Below are 18,528 nucleotides of genomic sequence, written 5' to 3' on the forward strand. Positions count from 1 at the left end.
AGTGTGTGTCCGCCTCGCGAGACGCCCTTTCGCGCGGCCCGGGGTCGGTGGTACGCGCGCCTCCCGGTTACGCTGCTCGGGCCCGGCTCTCGACGGAAGACGACCCGTGACCTCCTCCCAGCCCCACACGTCCGGCGCAGTGCACCCGCTCGACCGGGACGGCCTGCGCGAACGGGTCAATGCCGCGCTGGCGGCGTTCATGGACCGGCAGGCCGCGGTACTCGCCGGGGTCGGGGACGGCATGGCGCCGGTCACGGCCGCGCTGCGCGACTTCATGCTGGACGGCGGCAAGCGGCTGCGCCCCGGCTTCTGCTACTGGGGCTGGCGCGGCGCGGGCGGGGTCGACGAGGGCGAGGCCGGTGCCGCCGCGGTGCGCGCGGCCACCTCGCTCGAACTGCTCCAGGCCAGCGCGCTGATCCACGACGACCTCATGGACCGCAGCGACACGCGGCGCGGCAAGCCCGCGGTGCACAAGCGCTTCGAGGCCCTGCACGCGGCCGCGGACTGGCGCGGCAGCGGCGAGGGCTTCGGCTCGGCGGCCGCGCTGCTGCTCGGCGACCTGTGCCTCACGTGGTCGGACGAGATGTTCTCCGGCAGCGGCGTGGCGCCGTCCTCGCTGGCCGCCGCGAAGCCGCTGTTCGACGTCATGCGGACCGAGGTCATGGCCGGGCAGTACCTCGACGTGCTGGAGCAGGCGATGGGAGGGGGCTCGGTCGAGCGCTCGCGCCGGGTGATCCGCTTCAAGTCGGCGAAGTACACGATCGAGCGCCCGCTGCACGTCGGGGCCGCGCTGGCCGGGGCGGGGGACGACCTACTCGCCGCCTACTCGGCGTACGGGCTGCCCCTCGGCGAGGCCTTCCAACTGCGCGACGACGTGCTCGGGGTGTTCGGCGACCCGGCCGAGACCGGCAAGCCCGCCGGGGACGACCTGCGCGAGGGCAAGCGGACCGTGCTGCTCGCGTTCGCCGCCGAACGCAGTACCCGCGCCCAGACCCGGCTGCTCGACGACCTGGTCGGGGACCCGGGGCTGGACGACGCCGGGGTGAAGGAGCTGCGCGCGGTCATCCAGGGCACCGGCGCCCTCGCCGAGGTCGAGGCGATGATCGACGCGCTGACCGGACGGGCCCTCGCCGCGCTCGACGCGGCCCCGGTCGCCGACGACGCCCGCGCGGTGCTGCGCGGCCTCGTCGGGGCCGCCACGGCGCGCACCGTCTGAGCCGACCGGGGCGGCGGGCGCCCATCCTCGCGTCCCGGCGATCCTGCCGGTGCCGGTTTCGACGTGGCCTGCAGACCGGCCACCGCGTTTGCCGCCGTCGGCCGAGTCGGCCGACCTGCCGCGGTCTTCGGGACGGTCCTGGACGTTCGTCGCGCCGCCGGGGCGCGGCACCGGTGCAACCGTCGGCTCGCTGCCGGGGGCTGCGCCGACAGGCGCGGTCATGGTGGGCGCGGTCTTCGTAGGCGCGTTCTTCGTAGGCGCAGCCTCGGAAGGCGCGGCGTCGGCAGGCGTCGGCGGCGGAGCCTTGCGTACGTCCCCCGCGGCCAACTCGGCGCGCCGGGCCCCCGGGACCACGCGGTCGCCGGGTCCGGGGGCCTGCGGCGCGCCCGCCGGGACGGGCTTGAGGATGTCCGGCGGGTAGCGCCCGATGAGGAGCAGCGCGGTCAGGAAGAGGCCGAGGACGACCAGCGGCCCGAGGAGGCCGGAGGTCTCGTCCCCGGAAGTGCCGGGCGCGGTCTCGGGCGGCGCGTGTTGGTCGTGGTGCTCGGAGCCGGTCGTTCCCGATCCGACTCCCGCGCCCGACCGCGCGGGCGGTGCAGCCGGTGCGGTCGGTGCGGGCTCGGGGGGCCGGAACAGTTCGACCGTGCCGATGCGCACGCGGTCGGCGACCGCGGGGCGCCCGCGTGGCGGCGGTACCGCCGGGGGCGGGGCTGAGGCGCCGGGGATGTCGTCCGATCCGCCCTCCGCGTCGTCGTCGGCCGCGGGTCCGGCGCCGGACTGCTCGTCGGACACCTGCTGCACCGGACGCGGTCCGGGCACCATCGGCTCCGTACGGACCGGTCTCGGTGCCGTGGAGGCGAGCAACACACTGTCGTAGACGGCGCCGGCCGGGCGGCGCTCGACGGAGCTGTTCATGGTCCGAAGTCTGGCCAGTTGGTTGCCGCCACCCGCCCTCATGGCAACGCGCCGCGAACCAATCACACCGGTGACCACTCGGATGGCGGACAAATTCGGCCGTACCAGGGCGTATCCCGAACAGAACCCGACCAGAGCCGAATAGGTGAACGACCGGAGCCGACACGCGGCACACCCGGATCAGTCCGAAGGCGCCCGGAAACCCGGCAGCCCCGTGTCCGAATCGGCTCCTACCCGCCTCAGAGCCTGACCAACACCACCAGTGGACTGTCCGTTTCATGCCAATAGTCGGCTGCTTCGCGCAGCAAATTGCGGGCCGCCGTCCAGTCCCCGGGGGCACGTTCCGCGAACCGCCGCCAGCGGTCGACCGCGACGAGGCGACGCCTTTCGGTTGGCAGCAGCGTGTCGTCGGTCAGGCAGTCCCACAAGGCGTCCCAGTTGCGCCCGAAGTACCCGGGCAGCCGCAGGTCGCGCGCGCATGCGGCGAAGAACGAGGGCGTGTCGTGCGCCTCGCCGAGGTCCAGGCGGGCGCCCCACCAGCCGTGCGTGTGCGCCGAGTCCACGAGCCGCCGCGCGGCCGCCGCGTGCGGCAGGTCGACCAGGTCGCCCGGCAGCAGCCCGGACGTCCACGGCGTCGCGTTGCGCACCTCGTGCCAAGTCCTCACGGAACGATCACCCTGAACGTCGCGTAGTGGTCGGACGTGTAGTACCGCTCCCCCGACGATCCCGTGATGACGCGGCGGGCGCCCCGGTCGTCGGACCCCGGTGTCTCGACGGTGTACTCCCGGTAGTACCCGCTCTTCTGCTCGGGCAGCCGCCCTTCGCGGTTGCCGAACACCGAGCCGTCCTTGGCGTACGGGAAGGGCCCGCCCGCGTCGATGAGCCGCAGCGTCTCCCGCGCCTCGGCCGGGAGTTGACCGACCCGCACGACGGACATGCCCGGCGGCACACTCGGGGCGGGCGCGGAGGACGCCGGCGCCGCCCCCGTACGTGACGCCGTCCCGCCGAAGGCCCCGTTCGTCGACCCGGACGCCTCCGGCGAGGCCGCCGCGGTGGCGGTCCGGGTCGCCGACCGGTCCGGGGATCCGCCGTCGTCGCCGTCGCCGCGGGTGAGAAGGAAAGCGACCGCGGCCAGGACGGCGATCAGCACGCCGCCGACGATCAGCCGGGTTTTATTCGGCATTTCGGACATATCCGGGATGGTGGCATGCCCGCGCCCGCAGACCCGGCAATGACCGCTTCTGCGGAGCCGCCCTCGGCCGGGACTACGCCTTCAGGCGCCGCACGAACTCCGCGGTCGCCGCCGCCGGGTCGTCCGCCTCGGTGACGGCCCGCACCACGACCACCCGGGTCGCGCCCGCCTCGACCACCTGGTCGAGGTTGCCCAGGTCGATGCCGCCGATCGCGAACCACGGCCGCTCGGGGCGACGCGCCGCCGCGTACCGGACCAGGTCCAGGCCGGGCGCGTGACGGCCCGGCTTGGTCGGCGTGGGCCAGACCGGGCCGGTGCAGAAGTAGTCGACGCCGGGCTCGGCGATCGCCGCGTCCACCTCCGCCTCGGCGTGCGTGGAGCGCCCGACGACGACGTCGTCGCCGATGATGCGGCGCGCGTACGGCACCGGCAGGTCGTCCTGTCCCAGGTGCAGGACGTCCGACCCGGTCGCGTGCGCGACGTCCGCCCGGTCGTTGACCGCGAGCAGCCGCCCGTGACGCCGCGCGGCGTCCGCGAAGACCTCCAGGAACTCCAGCTCCTGCCGGGCCTCCAAGCCCTTCTGCCGCAACTGCACGATGTCGACTCCGGCGGCCAGCACGGCGTCCAGGAACTCCGGCAGATCGCCCTGCGCCTCGCGCGCGTCGGTGCACAGGTAGACACGGGCGTCGGCCAGCCTGGCGCGGGCCGTGCCCGATCCCGCCGCCCCGCGGTCCACAACGCTCATACGGCGAGTGCCTGGGCGCGGCGGCGGACCTCGGTCTTGCGGTTGCCGCGCAGGGCCTCGATGGGGGTGCCGGGCAGCGACGCGTCCTCAGTGAAGAGCCATTCCAGCATCTCGTCGTCCGAGAAGCCCGCGTCGGACAGCACCGTGATGGTCCCGGCCAGGCCCTTGACGGTCGCGTTGTTTTGGATGAACGCGGCGGGCACCTGGAGGCTGCGGCTCTCGCCGCGTCGGACCGCCAGGAACTGGCGCTCCTTGAGCAGTTGGCGGACCCGGGTCACCTCGACGCCGAACATCTCGGCGATCTCGGGGAGGGTCAGCCATGCGCCGACAAGCTTTTCGATGGTGGTCTCGGTCTCGCTCACGCGACCAGGATAGGAGAACGGACCGACCTCGACGGGTCGGCCCGTTCGGCCTGGGCGCGTCGGCGGACCGCCGCCGAGCGCGCCGCCGGAACCAGCCTCAGCGCGCCGCGTCCTTGAGGGCGACGCCGATGTCGGCGAACTTCGCCTTGTCCACCGCGACTCCGGTCTGCACGAGCTTGCGCCCCTGGGCGAGGTCGCGCGGCCGGGCCACGCTCAACAGGGCGACGAGCGCGTCGCCCGCGAACCATCCCGCGGTCCACTTGCCGTCCTCGCCGGGGCCGCGCACCACGAGTTCGTCGCCCGCTGGGTGGTGGCCGACGTACTGCACCATGCGCCCGAACTGGTCGGACCAGAAGTAGGGCACCGGGTCGTACGCGGCGTCGCCGCCCATGAGGTTCGCCGCCGCGGTGCGCGGGGCCTGGAGGGCGTTGTCCCAGTGCTCGACGTGCATGCGCCTGCCGTAGCGCGGCGATTGGAACACCGTGCAGTCGCCGACCGCGTAGACCCCCACAGCCGAGGTGCGCAGGTGGTCGTCGACCACGACGGCGCCCTGCTCGTCGAGGTCCACGCCGGAGCCCGCGAGCCACCCAGTCTCGGGGCGGACGCCGATGCCGACCACTATCGCGTCGGCGGGCAGGCGCGAGCCGTCGGTGAGGTGCACGGCGCCCGGTTCGAGGCGGTCCACGCGGGTGTTGAGCAGGAGTTCGACCCCGGCCTCGGCGTACCAGGGCACGAAGCGCGCGCCGATTTCGTCGGGGAACGCTCCGGCGAGCGGTGCGTGCAGCGCCTCCACGACGGTGGTGCGGCAGCCGAGCGCGGCGGCCGCGGTGGCGACCTCGGCGCCGATCCAGCCCGCGCCCACGACGACCACGTGCGTCTCGGGGACGAGCGCGTCGCGCAGCGCGCGGGCGTCGTCGATGGTGCGCAGCACGTGGACGCCGGGGACTTCGTCGGCGCCGGGCAGGTTGACGACGCGCGAGCCGGTCGCGATCACCAGCCGGTCGAAGTCGACCGGCCCCGCGTCGGTGTCGACCTCGCCGCCTTCCGCACCGTCGCGCAGCCGCAGTGCGGTGGCGGTGCGGCCGAGCAGGAGGTCGACGCCGAGGGCGTCCCAGTCGGCGTCGAAGGAGGTGTCGTCGGTCTTCCCGGCGAGCACTTCCTTGGACAGCGGCGGCCGGTCGTACGGTTTGTGCTCCTCCGCGCCGAGCAGGGTGATCCGGCCGGTGTACCCCTGGTCGCGCAGCCCCACGACAGTCTGTAGGCCGGCCATGCCGGCGCCCACGACAAGCACGTTCTCCATGCCGCGAACCCTAAGTCCCGACACGTGTCGCACCATCGTCCAAGAGTTTGATTGAGGCAAGGATCACGCACCGGGCCACGCGGCCACCGGGCGGGGACGGTCGCGGGACCGAGGGGGCGGGGCAGGCGCGGGAGCGGGGACAGGGGCTGGGGACGGGCGCGAGGGCTGGGGACGGGCGCGAGCGCGGGGGCTGGGGACGGGGACGGGCGCGAGGGCTGGGGACGGGCGCTGGCTGGGACGGGCGCGGGCGCGGGCGCGGGGGCTGGGGCTGGGGACGGGCGCGAGGGCTGGGGCGGGCGCGAGGGCTGGGACGGGCGCTGGCTGGGACGGGCGCGGGGGCTGGGGACGGGGCTGGGGACGGGCGCTGGGGCTAGGACGGGTGCGGGGGCTGGGGACGGGGGCGAGCCGCGACGGGCGGACGGGTCAGCGGCGGGGCGCTCGCGGGGAGGCTCCGGGGGGCTCGGCGGGGCGGAGGTAGGGTTGACACCTCACGGGAGCCCGGTGGGACCGGGCTGAGAGGGGAGCTGTCAGCTCCCGACCGTCCGAACCTGATCCGGGTCATGCCGGCGTAAGGGAGTGTTCAGCAACCATGGCATTTGCGGGCCCCCCGGCCGACGCCGTCGTCATAGGCGGCGGTGTCATCGGCCTCTCCATCGCGTGGCGCGCGGCGCTGCGCGGCCTCTCCGTCACGGTCGTCGACCCCGCCCCCGGGCGCGGGGCGTCGCACGCCGCCGCCGGGATGCTCACCCCGGTCTCCGAACTCCAATACGGCGAGGAGTCCCTGCTCCGCCTCAACATGGCCTCCGCCGACCGCTACGCGTCGTTCGCCGCCGAACTGTCCGAAGCCTCGGGCCTGCCGTCCGGCTACCGGGCGTGCGGCACCCTCGCGGTCGCCCTGGACGCCGACGACCGCGCGGTCCTGAAGGACCTGCACGCGTACCAGGAGCGCCTGGGCCTCGCCTCCACGTGGCTGACCAGCCGCGAGTGCCGGCGCCTCGAACCGATGCTGTCCCCGGCCGTGTCGGGCGGCCTGCACGTCGAGGCCGACCACCAGATCGACAACCGGCGCCTGGTCGCCGCGCTCCTCGCGGCCTGCGAGCGCGCGGGCGTGAAGCTGGTGCGGGCCCGCGCCGCGGCGCTGCGCGCCGACGCGGACCGGGCGACGGGCGTACGCCTGGACGACGGCACCGAACTCGCCGCCGGGCAGGTCGTGCTCGCCGCCGGGTGCTGGTCGAACGCGGTCGAGGGGTTGCCGCCCGGCACGCTGCCGCCGGTGCGCCCGGTGAAGGGCGAGATCCTGCGGTTGCGCGTCCCGGAGGTCTTCGCGCCGTTCCTGTCGCGCAACGTCCGCGGCGTCGTCAAGGGCGGCAGCATGTACCTGGTGCCGCGCGAGGACGGCGAGCTGGTGATCGGCGCCACCGAACACGAACTGGGCTACGACACCGAGGTGACCGCGGGCGGCGTCTACGAACTGCTGCGCGACGCACACGAGTTGGTCCCCGGCATCACCGAACTCCCGCTGGTGGAGACGCATGCGGGCCTGCGTCCCGGCACGCCCGACAACGCCCCGGTCATCGGCGCCGCCGAGCTGCCCGGCCTGGTGCTGGCCACCGGCCACTACCGGCACGGCGTGCTGCTGACCCCGGTCACCGCGGACGCGGTCGCCGAACTGCTGGCCGAGGGCACCGTGCCGGAGGTCGTGCGCCCGTGGGGCCCGGGGCGCTTCGCCGCGTCCGCGGCGGGGGAGCCGCCCGCGTCGTCCGCGTCGTCCGCGTCGTCCAAGGAGGTGTCGTACGCATGACCGTTCAGCCGACCGAATCCGTCTCCGTGAACGGCGAGCCGCGCCCGCTCGCCCCCGGAACCACCGTGGCCGCCCTCGTCGCGACCATGACGAACGCCACCAAGGGCGTCGCGGTCGCGGTCAACGAGAACGTCGTGCCGCGCAGCGCGTGGCCCGCGACCGTGCTCGACGCGGGCGACCGCGTCGAGGTGCTGACCGCAGTCCAGGGAGGATGACGACGTGGCCACGATCCCGAACGGGACCGACGACAAGCTCGAACTCGGCGGCGACGTCTTCACGTCGCGGCTGATCACCGGAACCGGCGGCGCCCCCAGCCTGGACATCCTGGAGGCGGCGCTGATCGCCTCCGGGACCGAGATGACCACCGTCGCGATGCGCCGCCTGAACCCGGCGACCTCCGGCTCGGTGCTCGACCTGCTGCGCCGGCTCGGCATCCGGCCGCTGCCGAACACCGCCGGGTGCCACACCTCCGGCGAGGCCGTGCTGACCGCGCGCCTGGCCCGCGAGGCACTGGAGACGAACTGGGTCAAGGTCGAGGTGGTCGCGGACGAGCGCACGCTGCTCCCGGACACCGTCGAACTCCTCGACGCCGCCGAGAGGCTGGTCGACGACGGTTTCACGGTCCTCGCCTACACGAACGACGACCCGGTGGTGGCCCGCCGCCTGGAGCAGGTCGGCTGCGCCGCGGTCATGCCGCTGGGCTCGCCGATCGGCTCGGGCCTCGGCATCCGCAATCCGCACAACATCCGGCTGATCACCGAGCAGGCGGGCGTCCCGGTGATCCTGGACGCGGGCCTCGGCACCGCGTCGGACGCCGCGCTCGCGATGGAGTTGGGCTGTGCCGCGGTCATGCTCGCCTCCGCGGTGACGCGGGCGCAGGAACCCGCGCTCATGGCGGCGGCGATGCGGCACGCGGTGGACGCGGGGCGCCTGGCGTACCGGGCCGGCCGCATCCCGCGCCGACATTACGCGGAGGCCTCCTCGCCCGTCGACGGACTCGCCGAGATCCCGGCTTTCTGAGGACGTCCGCGAGGCCGTTCCGGATGCGCCCGCAGAACCACGCGTAGCTTTCCCACCAGCGGGAACCAGGGGAGGAGACCTGTGGCTGACAGCTCATCAGTTACCGGAACCGACCGGCCGTGTGACCCGTCCCTGACTGGGTGACCGTAAAATCCCAACCGTGGACATGACTATGGACGACCCCCTCGTCGGGCGCCTGCTCGACGGCCGTTACCGGGTGGAGTCCCGGATTGCGGCGGGCGGCATGGCCACCGTCTACCGGGCCCTGGACACCCGTCTGGACCGCACGGTCGCGGTGAAGGTGATGCACCCGGCGATGGCCGCGGACGCCTCCTTCACCGAGCGCTTCATCCGTGAGGCCAAGTCGGCCGCGCGGCTCTCGCACCCGAATGTCGTCGGCGTGTTCGACCAGGGCCACGACGGCGACGTCGTGTTCCTGGCGATGGAGTACGTCGAAGGCCGCACGCTGCGCGAACTGCTGCAAGACCTCGGCACTCTGACGCCGCGTGAGGCGTTCGGCGTCCTGGAGCCGACGCTCGCCGCGCTCGGCGCCGCCCACCGGGCCGGCTTCGTGCACCGCGACGTGAAGCCGGAGAACGTCCTGATCTCGGACGACGGCGGCATCAAGGTCGCCGACTTCGGCCTCGCCCGGGCGACCGCCACGGCGGCGTCGGCGGCCACCGGCAAGGTGCTCGTCGGCACGGTGGCCTACCTCTCGCCCGAGCAGATCGAGCGCGGCGCCGCCTCGCCGATCTCGGACGTCTACGCGGCCGGGATCCTGCTGTACGAGATGCTGACCGGCCGTCAGCCCTACCAGGGCCGCTCCGCCGTCGAGATCATCTACAAGCACGTGCACGAGGACGTCCCGCCGCCGTCGCGAGTCGTACCGGGGCTGTCCGCGGCCCTGGACCGCCTCGTCGCCCGGGCCACCACGCGCGATCCGGAGCAGCGGCCCGGCGACGCCGAGCAGCTCCTGTCGCTGGTGCGGCAGACCCGCCAGCACGAGATGTCCGACGCCGAGCTGGACTTCGGCGCGGCCGAGCGCGTGCTGCCGCCCCCGGCCCCGGCGTACGACGAATTCCCCGAGCACGCCCCGGAGTACGCGGGTGCCGCCGCGTACCCGCCGCCGCCGTACGGCAGCCTCGGCGACGACGGCGCGAACCTCACCCGCCAGGTCGAAGTACCGCTCGACCTCGGCCCGTTGGGGCTCGGTACCGAGTCGATCCTGGACGAGCACCCGCACGGCGCCTACGCACACCAGCACTTGGGGCCGGACGATCCCGACGATCCGCACGGCCCGTACCCCGGCAAGGGCGCGGCCCGGCGGCGGCGCGGACCCTCGCGCGGGGTGCTCGCGTTCATCGCGGTGGTCGTGGCCGCCGCGGTCATCGGCGTGGTGGCGTGGCGGCTGGGGGCCAACAGCTCCGCGAACGTCCCCGCCGTGCTGAACCTCGCGAAGGTCGACGCGGAGAAGCGCGTCAAGGACACCGGGCTCGAAGTGCGCATCGTGGAGTCGTTCAGCGAGACGGTCGCCCGCGACCTGGTCATCGCGAGCGACCCGCGGCCGGGGCGGAGCGTCGACAAGGGCACGATCGTCACGCTCACGGTCTCGCTGGGCCCGGAGCGGCTCGGCGTTCCCGACCTCACCGGGCAGACCGCCGACCAGGCCAAGCTGGCGCTGGAGGGGGTCGGCCTGGTGCTGGGCAGCCAGCGGCAGGAGGACAACGCGCTGGAGCCCGGCCAGATCATCCGCACCGACCCGGCCAAGGGGACCATGCTGTCCCGCGACACCCCGGTCGACATCGTGGTGAGCAAGGGCCAGCCGGTGGAGGTGCCGAGCCTGATCGGCCTGACCGAGGGCGCGGCGCGCGACGCGCTGGCGGACCGCAGGCTCAACCTCGTGGTCGATCCGACGCCGGTCTTCTCCAACGACGCGCCCGCGGGCATGGTCGCCGCGCAGTCGCCCACCGGCGGCACGCTGTACCCGGGGTCGACGGTGTTCGTGGCGATCTCGAAGGGCCCGGACCTGGTCGAGGTGCCGAAGGTCGACGGCAAGAGCGAGGGCGAGGCCAAGGGCATCCTGGAGGCCGCGGGCTTCAAGGTCGACGTGCAGAAGCTGTTCCCGATCGGACCGGGCAACGTGACGAGCATGAGCCCGGGCGGCGGCAACCTGGCACCGCGCGGGTCGAAGGTGACCATCAACGTGTTCTAGCCCGGCGCCGCGTGCCCGGAGGGTATTTGAGGACGCGATCCAGGGGTGGCCCGGACTACTGGAGGTCCGGGCCCTCGCCCTCGCGCTCCTGGTAGGAGTAGCGCTGCTCCTGCCAGGGATCGCCGATGTTGTGGTAGCCGCGCTCCTCCCAGAACCCGCGCTTGTCGGCGACCATGTACTCGATCCCGCGGACCCATTTGGGGCCCTTCCAGGCGTACAGGTGCGGCACGATCAGCCGGACCGGGAAGCCGTGTTCCGCGGTCAGCGGCTCGCCGTCGTGGTGCGTCGCGAAGATCGTGCGCTCGGTGGCGAAGTCCAGGATCCGCAGGTTGGAGCTGAAGCCGTACTCGGCCCACACCATCACGTGGGTGACCTCGGGCGCGGGCGGCGCTATCGCGAGAATGGTTTCGGCCGACACGCCGCCCCACTCGTTGTTCAGCATGCTGAACTTCGTGACGCAGTGGAAGTCGGCCTCGACCGTGGTGCGCGGCAGCGCCGAGAACTCCTCGTGGTTCCACGCGTGCTTGTCGCCCGACGCGGTGGCGCCGAAGACCCGGAAGTCCCAGGTGTCGGGCTTGAAGCGCGGCACCGGACCGTAGTGCAGGACCGGCCAACCGCGTTGCAGTCGCTGACCCGGGGGCAGTCGGGGGTCGACGCCGCCGGCGGCCGACGCCTTGGCCGCCGCACCCGCCGTCGCGGCCGTGCCGCCCGCCGGATCGCTTCCCCCCTGCTCCGCTCCGGTATGACCCATGCCCTCTATGGTCCCAGACCCCCGGGGCAGGTCACGACCGCCCCCGCCCCCGTGCGGCGCGGCCGGATCCCCCGTCGCGTATACGTCATTTCCGGCAATTCCCCATTAAAAGCCCTTGAAAGGCAAGGCTTCCCTTCGTGGAACTTAAGGCGCATGAGGTGACAGCATTCACATAACCGTGATCACGTACATCCCTGGTACCTCACGGATCCCGCCGCCCACCGAGTCGGAAGGTGCATCGCGATGCACGGCGACCCCCAGATCCTCGAGCTCCTGAACGAACAGTTGACCGCCGAGCTCACGGCCATCAACCAGTACTTCCTGCACGCGAAGTTGCAGGAGCACTGGGGGTACACGAAGCTCGCGCACTGGACTCGCCACGAGTCCATCGACGAGATGAAGCACGCGGAGAAGCTGACCGACCGCATCCTCTTCCTGGAGGGCCTGCCCAACTACCAGCGCCTCAACGCGCTGCGGATCGGCCAGACGCTGGAGGAGATGTTCCGCGCGGACCTCGCCGTCGAGATGGAGGCGATCGAGCGCCTGCGTGGCGGGATCCTGCTCATGCGCGAGAAGGGCGACGCCACGTCCGCGAACATCTTCGAGGACATCCTCGCGGACGAGGAAGAGCACGTCGACTACCTGGAGACCCAGCTCGACCTGCTGAAGAAGCTGGGCGAGCCGCTGTACGTCACACAGCTCATCGAGCAGCCCGACAGCTGAGCGACCGAGCCTCGGAGGGGCCGCTTCCGGCCACGTGACGGAGGCCTCTCTTCACTTCCCACCAGGGGTGAGGTTACCCTTACCTTAGTGACTTCACCCTTGGGGGGACGTTCCGTGTACGTGTGCATCTGCTTTGGCGTGACCGACACCCACGTCACCGCCCAGATAGACGGCGGCGCGCGCAGCATGCGCGAGATCGCCGCCTCGTGCCGTGCCGGAACCGACTGCGGTCGCTGCGTGAAGACGATCTCCGCGATGATCCCGCGCGACGACCGCGCGTGCGACGGCTGCACCAAGCGCTGCGGGCGGATATGCCGGGCCGACCGCTCCCCCGCCGCCGAACCGGCCGTCGGGTCCGCGGCCTGCGGCGACCTCGTGGACCTCACCGACCGCGGCGCGGTGCCGCAGCCCGGCCCGGCCCCGCTGGTCGCCGTCCCCCTCGCGATCGTGTCGGCGGACGCGGGTACGCAGGTCGCCTGATCCGGCGTCCGCCCCGCCGACTCCCCTGTCCGTCGGTCGGCCTTGTTTGCCGGGCGTCCGTTGTTCCAACCCCGTCGCCCGGCGTCCGTGGTCGACCTCAACCCGCCGAAAGCCCGACGACCTCCGCCGCCTTCGCGCACGCGGACGCGTCGACGTCCATGTGCGTGACCATGCGGATCAGCCGGGGTCCGAAGGCCGACACCAGAACTCCCGCGTCGCGGCAGCGCGCCGCGACCGTCGCGGCGTCCGGGCGCGGCTCCGGCAGCAGCACCAGGACCACGTTCGTCTCCGGGGCCACCACGTCCAGTCCCGCTTCGGCCAGACGGTCGGCGATCAGCGCCGCGTGCGTGTGGTCCTCCGCCAGGCGCTCGACGTGCCGGTCGAGCGCGTACAACCCGCCCGCCGCGAGGATCCCGGCCTGCCGCATCGCCCCGCCCATGCGGTGCCGCATGCGGCGCGCCTCGACCATCCGTTCGCCGGGCAGCAGCACCACCGAACCGGCGGGCGCGCCAAGGCCCTTCGAGAGGCACACCGACAGCGTGTCGAAGAGTTCGCCGTACGCCGCCAGAGGCGTCCCGGTCGCGACGTGCGCGTGCCAGATCCGTGCCCCGTCGCAGTGCAGCGCGACGTCGGCCGCCGCGGTCAACTCCCGGATGGCGGCGAGCTGTTCCAGCGGGTAGACGGCTCCACCGCCGCGGTTGTGGGTCTGCTCGACGGCCGCCGCGCGCGTACCGACCGTGTACGCGTCCCCCCGCCGCAACAGCTTCGCCAGGTCCGCCGGCTCCAGCAGCCCGCGCGGGCTCAGCGTCGTGCGGGTCTGCACACCACCGTGCCAGGCCGCCCCGCCGTCCTCGTGGGCCACGATGTGCGCGTCGGCGTCCAGCACCAGTTCCTCGCCGGGGCCGACCAGCAGGCGTACCGCGATCTGGTTCGCCATGACGCCGGTCGGCGTGAACAGGCCGGTGAGCCGCCCGCCGAACAGGTCCGCGACGCGCTCCTCCAGCGCGCGCACGGTCGGGTCCTCGGCGTAGACGTCGTCGCCGACCTCGGCGTCGGCCATAGCCGCGCGCATCGCGGGGGTGGGACGGGTGACGGTGTCGCTGCGCAGATCAATCACGGCCCCAGCCTGCCATCCGGACATGGCGAAGGGGCGTACACATTGCCGTGTACGCCCCTTCGCCGCCGGTTTTCCGCCTTTACCACCGTCTCGGGCACCGCCGCGCGGCCGCGAGGTCAGTGCCCCCGGTACATCTCCGCGACCAGGAACGCGAGGTCGAGCGACTGGCTGCGGTTGAGCCGCGGGTCGCACGCCGTCTCGTAGCGCTGGTGCAGGTCGTCCACGAAGATCTCGTCGCCGCCGCCGACGCACTCGGTCACGTCGTCGCCGGTCAGCTCGACGTGGATGCCGCCCGGGTGGGTGCCGAGCGCGCGGTGCACCTCGAAGAAGCCCTTGACCTCGTCGAGCACGTCGTCGAAGCGACGGGTCTTGTGCCCGCTGGTCGCCTCGAAGGTGTTGCCGTGCATCGGGTCGCACACCCACGCGACCTGCGCGCCGGACGCGGTGACCTTCTCCACCAGGGTGGGCAGCGTGTCGCGGACCTTGCCCGCGCCCATGCGGATGATGAAGGTCAGGCGGCCGGGCACGCGGTCCGGGTCGAGCTTGTCGATCAGCGCGAGCGCGTCCTCCGGTGTCGTCGTCGGGCCGAGCTTGACGCCGATCGGGTTGCGGATGCGGGACGCGAACTCGACGTGCGCGCCGTCCAACTGGCGGGTGCGCTCGCCGATCCAGACCATGTGGCCGGACACGTCGTACAGGTCGCCGGTCCGCGAGTCGACGCGGGTCAGCGCCGACTCGTAGTCCAGGATCAGCGCCTCGTGCGAGGCGAAGAACTCGACCGTGCGGAACTCCTCCGGGTCGACGCCGCACGCGTGCATGAAGCGCAGCGCGCCGTCGATCTCCGACGCCAGGCGCTCGTAGCGCTCGCCCGAGGGCGAGAGGGCGACGAAGTCCTGGTTCCAGGCGTGCACCTGGCGCAGGTCGGCGTACCCGCCCGTGGTGAAGGCGCGGACCAGGTTGAGCGTCGCGGACGACGAGTGGTACATCCGCTTCAGGCGCTCGGGGTCGGGCGTGCGCGCCTCGGGGGTGAAGGCGAGGTCGTTGACGGCGTCGCCGCGGTACGTCGGCAGGGTCACGCCGTCGCGCGTCTCGATCGGCTGCGACCGCGGCTTGGAGTACTGCCCGGCCATGCGGCCGACCTTGACGACCGGCACGGACGCCGCGTAAGTCAGCACCACGGCCATCTGGAGCAGGGTCTTGAGCTTGTTCTTGATCGCGTCGGCGGTGTTGCCGACGAAGGTCTCCGCGCAGTCGCCGCCCTGGAGCAGGAACGCCTCGCCCCGGGCCACCGAGGCCAGTCGGCCACGGAGCTGATCGCACTCGCCGGCGAAGACCAGCGGCGGATAGGACGCGAGGTCCGCGAGCGCGTCGCGCAGGGCCTCGGAGTCCGGCCACTCGGGCTGCTGCGCCGCCGGGAGGGATCGCCAGGTGTCGATGTCGTTCGCTGTCACCCCCCAAGGTTAAACAATGCGGCAAGGCAATTAGAGCGATGACCGAAGAACGAGACGAGGGTCTCTCGCCCGGGGGTGCGGGGGTCGGGATCCGCGGGTCCGGAACGCGCCGGGTCCCGTCCGGCCGGTCGCTTGTCGGAACCCGGTCCCGTGCCGCTAGAGTGACCGCATGATCGCGCGTTCCTGCACTGCGTACTCCTGGTGGTGGCCCCGCTCCGCGGCGGCCCCGCTACTTCGCGATCTCTAGACCTCTCCAGGACTCCTGATCCGACGGCCGCCCGGTGGGCGGCCGTTTCGCGTTCGGGTCGAGGACGCGGGAGCGGGGCCCGACGGGCGGCACGTCCCCGACCGAATGGGACGACCCCATGACCGCGACCGCGCCGAAGACGGCCGAGCTGCTGGCCCCCCTCTTCTCCCCCGCCCCGCCGCCCTTCGCGCTGCTCCGCCGCGAGGGGTCCGACGACTTCGACCTCCTCTTCGGCGACGTGGTCGAGGTGCCGACGTTGGACGCCGTCCCGCTGCCGGACCTGGACGACTCCGCTCCGGAGGCGCGGCACGACGTGCTGGCCCTCATCCCGTTCCGGCAGATCCGCGAGCGCGGGTTCGAGGCGTACGACGACGGCACGCCGCTGCTGTGCCTGCGCGTCACATCACAGGCCGTGCTGCCGTACGACGACGTGCTGGCGGCGCTGCCGGACACCCCGGTCACGCTCACCGGCGGCGGGTTCGACGTGGACGACGAGACATACGCCGGGATCGTGCGGCGCGTCATCGGCGAGGAGATCGGGCGCGGCGAAGGGGCGAACTTCGTCGTGCGGCGCGAGTACCGGGACCGGCTCGCGGACTACGGGCCGGAGACGGCGGGCACGCTGCTGCGGAGGCTGCTGACGCGCGAGAGCGGGGCGTACTGGACGTACCTCGTCCACACCGGCGACCTGACGCTGGTCGGCGCGAGCCCCGAGCGGCATGTGAGCGCGATCGGCGGCGAGGTGGTGATGAACCCGATCAGCGGGACGTACCGCTATCCGGCGGGCGGGCCGGACCGCGAGGGGCTGCTGCGGTTCCTGCGGGACGGCAAGGAGGTCGACGAGTTGTTCATGGTCGTCGACGAGGAACTGAAGATGATGAGCGAGGTGTGCGACCTGGGCGGGCAGGTGCTCGGGCCGTACCTCAAGGAGATGGGACACCTCGCGCACACCGAGTACGTGCTGCGCGGCCGGAGCTCGCTGGACGTGCGGGCGGTGCTGCGCGGCACGATGTTCGCGCCGACCGTCACCGGGTCGCCGCTGGAGAACGCCTGCCGCGTCATCCGCCGCCACGAGCCGACCGGGCGCGGGTACTACTCCGGCGTTGTGGCGCTGATCGGCCGGGACGCGGAGAACCGCCGGACCCTCGACGCGCCGATCCTGATCCGCACCGCCTACATCTCGCCGGACGGCACCCTGCGCGTCCCGGCGGGCGCGACGCTCGTCCGCCACTCCGACCCCGCGAGCGAGGTCGCCGAGACGCACGCCAAGGCCGCCGGGGTCCTGGCCGCGCTCGGCGTGGTGCCGTCGGCGGTACGCGTCCCCGGGACCGCCGCGCCGCTGGCGGACGACCCGGAGGTGGCCCGGCTGCTGGCCTCGCGCAATGCCGGGCTCGCCCCGTTCTGGATGACGGCGCGGGACGACCACGCTTTGCGGGCACCGGAGTTGGCGGGCCGTCAGGTGCTGGTCGTGGACGGCGAGGACACCTTCACGGCCATGCTGGCCCACCTGCTGCGGACGCTGGGCCTGCGGGTCACCGTCACGCCCTACGACGAGGTCTCGGCCCGCCAGGTCACCGAGGCCGAACTGCTGCTCGTAGGCCCCGGCCCGGGCGACCCGCGGCATGTGCTCGACCGCAAGATCCGCACGATGGGCGCGGCGGTGAGGCGGCGCCTGGACTCCGGCGGCCCGATGCTCGGGGTCTGCCTCGGGCACCAGCTGATCGCCGCGGAGCTGGGCCTGGAACTGGTGCGCAAGGAAAGCCCGTACCAGGGCAAGCAGGTCGAGATCGACTTCTTCGGCCGTCCGGAGAAGGTCGGCTTCTACAACACCTTCGCCGCTTGCGCCCCGGAACGGCCGCTGCACGGTCTGGAGTTCAGCGTCGACGAGGACGGCGGCGGCCAGGTGCACGCGATGCACGCCAAGGGCTCGCGGATCGCCGGGCTCCAGTTCCACCCGGAGTCGGTGCTCACGAAGAACGGACTGGCGATCGTCCGCGAGATCCTGGGGGCGCTGTAGGGGATGCCGGGAGGTGCGGCGCATTACTGCAGCGAACATGCCCGACCCCCAGGTGCGCCGCGCATTCCAGGGCAGCGTTCGCAGGACACGGCGACGCCGCACGAACAGCCGGGACGACGGGCGGCGGAATAAGGAATTCCGCCTGCCGCATCCCCCTGGGCAATCGCAATCCCGGGTCGTCACCTGTTGAATTCTGCACTCGCGAAAGATACAGTCCGGTGCCCGGATCTTCGCCCCCGGGGCATCACTTCCCGTTCGTATCTTCTTCTGTTCGGGCGCAACCCGCACCGTCGTGACAGAAACTAGTGAAGGACTGGGATGGGCAGGAAAATTCGCACGCTGCTGTTTTTGGCCATGTCGCTTCTGACGCTCATGGTCGCAGTCGCACCGCCGAGTTCTGCGGGCTTGATCACGAAACTGCGGAACCTCAACTCGTCCCTGTGCATCAGTCCCCCCACCGCCAACTGGCGTCTCCAACAGGTCAACTGCGCCAACGCGAGTGTTTTGGACCTGACCCCCGAGTACACCGACGCGAACGGCACTGGCTGGTGGCACATCCGCCTGGCGCCGGCTTCCACCATGTATTTCGGCTGCATCACCTCGCCAGGCACGGCAGGAGCCCCGCTCGTTGCGGAGACGTGCGGGAAATCGGGTTATTACTGGACCCAGCTCTGGACATTCGAGTACGACTCCACAGGCAACTGGTTCCGCCTGCGGAACTTCACTTCCGGCATGTGCATCGGCGTCCCGGGCGGAAGCACCCAGCCCTACGTCCAGCTCATCGTGTGGGGCTGCGGACCTTGGTGGGACCACTACTGGGGGTGGGCGTGACCCCTTCTGGCAGGGTCAGCCATCGAATGACGCAGAAGCGGCGAGCACGTGCCCGATTGCGTGGCAGCGCAGCAGGGTTTGAGAAGTGCACCAACAGGATGTAAATGTCTGCAAAGCGCTGTGGGGGGCAACACCATTGGTGTTGCCC

The 18,528-nt window shown here is 72.4% G+C and carries 17 protein-coding genes and 1 riboswitch; of the genes, 9 read left to right on the top strand and 8 right to left on the bottom strand.

Going from position 1 to position 18,528, the window contains the following annotated elements:
* Positions 1-106 precede the first annotated feature (106 nt).
* Entirely contained in the window at positions 107-1,216 is a 1,110-nt protein-coding gene (locus ACRX5S_RS17800) for a polyprenyl synthetase family protein (protein ID WP_436773920.1), read from the top strand.
* Between the two features lie 1,154 nt (positions 1,217-2,370).
* On the opposite strand, the gene ACRX5S_RS17805 is transcribed toward ACRX5S_RS17800, so the two are convergent.
* The 5 genes from ACRX5S_RS17805 to ACRX5S_RS17825 form a co-directional block, all read right to left on the bottom strand.
* Positions 2,371-2,796: a barstar family protein gene (locus ACRX5S_RS17805; RefSeq protein ID WP_436773921.1), complete on the bottom strand. Its 426-nt coding sequence runs from the start codon at positions 2,794-2,796 to the stop codon at positions 2,371-2,373.
* Positions 2,793-3,323 carry a ribonuclease domain-containing protein gene (locus ACRX5S_RS17810; RefSeq protein ID WP_436773922.1) on the bottom strand — a complete coding sequence of 177 codons (531 nt, stop codon included), beginning with the start codon at positions 3,321-3,323 and terminating at the stop codon, positions 2,793-2,795. Before ACRX5S_RS17810 ends, ACRX5S_RS17805 begins: the two co-directional genes overlap by 4 nt.
* A 73-nt stretch (positions 3,324-3,396) precedes the next feature.
* Positions 3,397-4,068 (bottom strand): thiamine phosphate synthase, encoded by a 672-nt coding sequence (gene thiE, locus ACRX5S_RS17815; RefSeq protein WP_436773923.1) that lies wholly within the window; start codon positions 4,066-4,068, stop codon positions 3,397-3,399.
* Positions 4,065-4,430, bottom strand: coding sequence for an Rv2175c family DNA-binding protein (locus tag ACRX5S_RS17820; RefSeq protein ID WP_436773924.1), 366 nt, complete (start codon positions 4,428-4,430; stop codon positions 4,065-4,067). Before ACRX5S_RS17820 ends, thiE begins: the two co-directional genes overlap by 4 nt.
* 97 nt (positions 4,431-4,527) lie before the next feature.
* The gene (locus ACRX5S_RS17825) at positions 4,528-5,730 is read right to left on the bottom strand and encodes an NAD(P)/FAD-dependent oxidoreductase (RefSeq protein ID WP_436773925.1); all 1,203 of its coding nucleotides are present in this window, start codon (positions 5,728-5,730) and stop codon (positions 4,528-4,530) included.
* Between the two features lie 480 nt (positions 5,731-6,210).
* Positions 6,211-6,323: riboswitch (TPP riboswitch) on the top strand.
* On the opposite strand from ACRX5S_RS17825, the gene thiO reads away from it, so the two are divergent.
* The 4 genes from thiO (at position 6,320) to pknB (ending at position 10,763) form a co-directional block, all read left to right on the top strand.
* Positions 6,320-7,531 (top strand): glycine oxidase ThiO, encoded by a 1,212-nt coding sequence (gene thiO, locus ACRX5S_RS17830; RefSeq protein WP_436773926.1) that lies wholly within the window; start codon positions 6,320-6,322, stop codon positions 7,529-7,531. (Overlaps the previous riboswitch by 4 nt.)
* The gene (gene thiS / locus ACRX5S_RS17835; protein WP_436773927.1) at positions 7,528-7,746 is read left to right on the top strand and encodes a sulfur carrier protein ThiS; all 219 of its coding nucleotides are present in this window, start codon (positions 7,528-7,530) and stop codon (positions 7,744-7,746) included. Before thiO ends, thiS begins: the two co-directional genes overlap by 4 nt.
* A gap of 13 nt (positions 7,747-7,759) precedes the next feature.
* Positions 7,760-8,551, top strand: coding sequence for a thiazole synthase (locus ACRX5S_RS17840; RefSeq protein WP_436774060.1), 792 nt, complete (start codon positions 7,760-7,762; stop codon positions 8,549-8,551).
* 166 nt (positions 8,552-8,717) lie between these two features.
* The gene (pknB, locus tag ACRX5S_RS17845) at positions 8,718-10,763 is read left to right on the top strand and encodes a Stk1 family PASTA domain-containing Ser/Thr kinase (protein WP_436774061.1); all 2,046 of its coding nucleotides are present in this window, start codon (positions 8,718-8,720) and stop codon (positions 10,761-10,763) included.
* A 55-nt stretch (positions 10,764-10,818) separates the two neighbouring features.
* Here pknB and ACRX5S_RS17850 read toward each other — a convergent pair whose 3' ends face one another.
* The gene (locus ACRX5S_RS17850; RefSeq protein ID WP_436773928.1) at positions 10,819-11,514 is read right to left on the bottom strand and encodes a sulfite oxidase-like oxidoreductase; all 696 of its coding nucleotides are present in this window, start codon (positions 11,512-11,514) and stop codon (positions 10,819-10,821) included.
* A 243-nt stretch (positions 11,515-11,757) separates the two neighbouring features.
* Between ACRX5S_RS17850 and bfr the strand changes: the two genes are divergently transcribed.
* Together bfr and ACRX5S_RS17860 are read left to right on the top strand one after the other, a co-directional pair.
* A complete protein-coding gene (gene bfr / locus ACRX5S_RS17855) occupies positions 11,758-12,237 on the top strand; it encodes a bacterioferritin (protein WP_436773929.1) in 480 nt (159 codons plus the stop codon).
* 120 nt (positions 12,238-12,357) lie between these two features.
* Positions 12,358-12,717 carry a (2Fe-2S)-binding protein gene (locus ACRX5S_RS17860; RefSeq protein WP_436774062.1) on the top strand — a complete coding sequence of 120 codons (360 nt, stop codon included), beginning with the start codon at positions 12,358-12,360 and terminating at the stop codon, positions 12,715-12,717.
* A 97-nt stretch (positions 12,718-12,814) separates the two neighbouring features.
* Here the strand turns inward: ACRX5S_RS17860 and ACRX5S_RS17865 are convergent, their stop codons facing one another.
* Both ACRX5S_RS17865 and ACRX5S_RS17870 read right to left on the bottom strand, forming a co-directional pair.
* A complete protein-coding gene (locus ACRX5S_RS17865; protein ID WP_436773930.1) occupies positions 12,815-13,834 on the bottom strand; it encodes a threonine aldolase family protein in 1,020 nt (339 codons plus the stop codon).
* A gap of 116 nt (positions 13,835-13,950) precedes the next feature.
* On the bottom strand, positions 13,951-15,285 hold the full coding sequence (locus tag ACRX5S_RS17870) for a class II 3-deoxy-7-phosphoheptulonate synthase (RefSeq protein ID WP_436773931.1): 1,335 nt from the start codon (positions 15,283-15,285) through the stop codon (positions 13,951-13,953).
* Between the two features lie 365 nt (positions 15,286-15,650).
* On the opposite strand from ACRX5S_RS17870, the gene ACRX5S_RS17875 reads away from it, so the two are divergent.
* Together ACRX5S_RS17875 and ACRX5S_RS17880 are read left to right on the top strand one after the other, a co-directional pair.
* Positions 15,651-17,549 carry an anthranilate synthase family protein gene (locus ACRX5S_RS17875; RefSeq protein WP_436773932.1) on the top strand — a complete coding sequence of 633 codons (1,899 nt, stop codon included), beginning with the start codon at positions 15,651-15,653 and terminating at the stop codon, positions 17,547-17,549.
* Positions 17,550-17,903: 354 nt separating this feature from the next.
* Positions 17,904-18,380 carry an RICIN domain-containing protein gene (locus tag ACRX5S_RS17880; protein WP_436773933.1) on the top strand — a complete coding sequence of 159 codons (477 nt, stop codon included), beginning with the start codon at positions 17,904-17,906 and terminating at the stop codon, positions 18,378-18,380.
* Positions 18,381-18,528 lie beyond the last annotated feature (148 nt).

Source organism: Yinghuangia sp. YIM S09857, assembly GCF_051388915.1.
Classification (GTDB): domain Bacteria; phylum Actinomycetota; class Actinomycetes; order Streptomycetales; family Streptomycetaceae; genus Yinghuangia.